Origin of the sequence: Methylobacterium sp. J-092 (genome assembly GCF_022829325.1) — a bacterium.
Classification (GTDB): Bacteria; Pseudomonadota; Alphaproteobacteria; order Rhizobiales; family Beijerinckiaceae; genus Methylobacterium.
Genome location: NZ_JAKSXU010000084.1, coordinates 1 through 506, shown reverse-complemented (window position 1 = coordinate 506; position 506 = coordinate 1). Strand labels below are relative to the sequence as shown.

Sequence of the window (506 nt, the reverse complement as noted above, 5' to 3'; positions counted from 1 at the left end):
TTGCCGGTCAGGGTCAGGTCTTCGGTCTGGCCCGCCGCGTGCGAAGCGTTCGTCGTCAGGGTACCACCGACCTGCTGCCCGTCGACGAGCACCGCGAAATGCGGCGTGCCGTTCCAGGCGTCGCCCGACACACGCAGAACGAGCGTGTCGGACGCCGACGATGCGGGTTTTACCGAACTGGCCAACGCGGCGGTATGGAAGGTCGCGTCGCCGTTCGAGTAGATGCCGGCGACGCCGTTGTTGTTCCATCCCGCCGTGTTGACCGCCGCGTCGCCGGAATAGGCGTGGCCGTCCAGGATCATCTCGTGAACGTAGAGGTTCGGGTCGGTTGCCGTCGTCCGCCCGGAGGCATCGGCGAGGAAGCGGATTGCGATCGCGTGCGCCCCGGGGCCGAAGTTGCCGGTCAGGGTCAGGTCTTCGGTCTGGCCCGCCGCGTGCGAAGCGTTCGTCGTCAGTGTACCACCGACCTGCTGCCCGTCGACGACAACCTCGAAATGCGGCGTGCC

Annotated in this window: 1 protein-coding gene; it reads right to left on the bottom strand. The window is 67.4% G+C overall.

The window, feature by feature from the left end:
* Positions 1 to 506, bottom strand: a 506-nt coding sequence (locus MKK60_RS09975) for a carbohydrate-binding domain-containing protein (RefSeq protein ID WP_279604047.1), incomplete at both ends; no start/stop codon positions are given.